The sequence below is a fragment of the Limnohabitans sp. Rim28 genome, assembly GCF_000293865.2.
GTDB lineage: Bacteria > Pseudomonadota > Gammaproteobacteria > Burkholderiales > Burkholderiaceae_C > Limnohabitans_A.
The window spans coordinates 1-3,296 of record NZ_ALKN02000034.1 but is presented as its reverse complement, the minus strand read 5'-3'; the positions used below and the strand labels follow the sequence as shown (position 1 = coordinate 3,296).

At 61.8% G+C, this 3,296-nt stretch carries 1 protein-coding gene; it reads right to left on the bottom strand.

The annotated features are described in order from the left end of the window. A partial coding sequence (locus tag B472_RS16665; RefSeq protein ID WP_133176139.1) for an S-layer family protein occupies positions 1-3,296 on the bottom strand: 3,296 nt, incomplete at both ends.

Genomic DNA, 3,296 nt, shown 5'->3' with positions numbered 1-3,296 from the left:
GTGTTGCTTGCGCTGTCGCTGGCCAGATCGATCGCTTCGATGCTGCTGATGCGCGAGAAGCCCCCCGGTGCGCTGGCACCCGGGTTGGCCACCAAGGTCAGGTCCAGGTGGCTGCCATTGAGGCGCAGCGTGTCAAACCCCGTGCCGCCGTCCACACGGGCGAGCTGGGTGGTGTTGCCGCCCGCCCCCAGCGCTGATTGAAGGGCGGTGACGTTGGCGCTGTTGAGCACCACCGTGTCGTCGCCCCGCCCGGCCCAGATCACGTCCGAGCCACCACCACCGCTGATGGTGTCGTTGCCATCGCCACCAGCAAAGGTTTCGGCAGCACTCGTGCCTGTGAGGCTGTTGGCGCTGGCCGTGCCCAGGAAGTCCACCACGCTGCGGTCTTGCTGGCCGCCGAAGATGACGTAGGCGCGGCCTGAGTAATTGTTCACGCCGTATGCCCCTACCAACAGATCGGAAAAACCGTCTCCGTTGATGTCGCCGGCGGCAGAAACCGAAATGCCAAGTTCGTCGTTTTCTGCAGCCCCATGGATGGCGAAACCGCCAATGCCTGCACTCACATCGGACAGTTCGATGGCGCTTTGCGTGGTTTTGCCGTACACCACCCAGGCCTTGCCGGTGTCCGAGCCAGCCGTCGTGTCAGCGCCCCATGCACCCACCAGCAAGTCGGCCAAGCCGTCACCGTTGACATCGCCCACATGCGATGCCTCCGACAATTGATCATCCGCAGATTCACCATTGATGACATAGCCTGCGCCAGTGCCTGCACTGATGTTGCTGGCGTGCACGAGATCGCCATTGGTTTTGCCAAACACCACATACACCCGGCCTGCATCGTTGCGACCGCCAGGATCAGACTTACTTGCCGCCACCGCCAGGTCGGCCAGGCCGTCGCCGTTCACATCCCCGGCCGCTGTGGGTGCTTCCATGCGGTCATCGTAAGATTCACCATTGATGGCAAAGCCCGAGTTGCCGCTTAACACGTCGGACAAATTGATGAGGCCACTGCCAGTGCGGCCAAACACCACATAGCTGCGCCCCGAAAACAAAACGCTGCTGTTATTACCGGTAGTCGAACCCAGTACCAAATCGGCCAAACCATCGCCGTTGACATCGCCAACAGCCGAGCTACGCAAACCGAGGTATGCCTGGGGTGAATTTTCATACATCTGAAAACCTGCAGTGCTGCTGCCGACCGTCTGCAAGTCCACATTGGTGTTGTTGGACCGGCCCAAGACCACATAACTGCGACCAGCCTGGTCGTTTGGATCTAAACCACTGCCGCGCAACGGGGCGCTCACCAGCAGGTCATCAAAACCATCGCCATTAAAGTCTCCAAGACCAGCCACCACGTTGGCGTGATCGTTAGCGAACTGACCGTTCAAGACAAAACCTTTTGCGCTGTTCGTCCCACTGACCAGATCCGACAATTCGACCGTAGTGCTGTCGGTCTTGCCGTACACCACATAGGCACGGCCCGCAGTACCATTCGCGTCGTATGCCCCAATGAGCACATCCCCCAGGCCGTCGCCGTTGAGGTCACCTGCCGAAGACACATTCCAACCGAGCTTATCGCCCGCCGCTTCGCCGTGGATGGCAAAACCGGTTTGTGCGGTAGCCAGGTCTGCCACGTTGACGGGCGTGGTGCCAGCCTTGCCAAACACCACATAGGCGCGCCCAGTGCCGCTGGCAGAGGCATCGGCAAAGGGTGCACTGACGACGAAATCGGCAAAGCCGTCACCGTTGACGTCGCCGACGCTTGTCACGCGAGAGCCCAACTCATCTCCCGCTGCCGCGCCATTGACCACAAAGCCACCATAGCCCTTGGCCACCTGATCGGCCGCAACGCCGTTGCCAGCCGTCAGGGTCGCAAAGTTGAGCGTGGTGGTATCGGCCAGGCCGGCAAACGCGGTGCCTGCCGTGTCCCGGATAGCCGTGCTGCTGATCTGCACCGCGTACTGTTTGCCGGCCTCCAGCGCGGCCGTGGGGTTGATGGTCAGTGTGTTGCCCGAAATAGACAACTGAGCGCTGTGGTTGGCCACATCGATCACCACGTCGGCCGCGCCATCCAGGGCCTTGAGCGTGATGGTGCCCGTGCCCAGCTCAATCGCTTCGCCGAAAGTCAGGGTGATGTTGGCATCGGTTCGCAAGAAATCTTGGTCAGCCGGTGTGCTGGACAGCAAGGTGGGTGCCAATGTATCAACCAAGGGCAGTGGCGTGGCATCGATGTCGGCGATAGCTCCGCTGATGCTCAGGGCGTTGCCCGCTGTGTCGATCATGCCGGCGGCCAACAAAGTTGTTCTGAGCACAGTCTCGTCGATCGCAATCTGGCCGTTGTGTCCAGAAGGAACGGTATACGTCAAAGTGCGGGTGTTGCCGCTGCCGGCCCAGGTGGCGCTGACGGCATTGCCGCCTACGGTGAAGATGCCGCTGGCGCTACCCGAGGTGAGGCCGCTGACGCTTTCGCTGAAGGTCAGGGTCAGAGTCACGGTTTCGCCCACGCTCAAACCCGTCAGATCGGTGGGGGTTGCTGTTGCGGTTAGCAACGTAGGCGCTGTGGTGTCAGCCGTGAAGCTGCCCGTGGCAACAGGCGTGCTGCCGCTGACTGCGTTGCCTGCTGTATCGGTGAGGCCTGCCACCATATTGCCCACCACGGCGATGCTGCCCGTGTCGGTCGTGCCTGTGTTGGTGATGGTGTAGGTCCAGATGCGGGTGTTGCCCGTGGTCACCAAGGGGGTCAAGGTGATGCCGGTCTCAGACCCTATCGTCAAGGTCGGCGCTGTGGTGGGTTGGCCGTTCACCGCTTCGCTGTAGGTGGCCGTTACCGTCACCACATCGCCAGCGTTGAGCAAGCTGCCCGAGGCGCCCGTGGCGCTGATGACCACGCTGCTGAGCGTGGGGACCAACACCTCCTGCATCGTCACGCCGTTTTGCACAAACACCTGGGTTCGGGTGCTCTCGCTGGTGTAGACGTTGTAGGTGGTGCCACCTGCGGTGACCGTGCCCGAGGACGCATAGCTGTTGTCATCGAGGTTCACCGCATCGCCTGCATCACCCGTCACCACCAACTGGCGGTAGGCCATGGTGGCCTGCAGCGTGTAGGTGCCACTGGCCCAGCTTTGCCCGTCGGCCGATGTGCCCAGGCGGATCAGGTTCATGCCTGCCATGTCTTGCACATCGCGGGCCGAGAGTTTGAGCGTGTTGCTTGCGCTGTCGCTGGCCAGATCGATCGCTTCGATGCTGCTGATGCGCGAGAAGCCCCCCGGTGCGCTGGCACCCGGGTTGGCCACCAA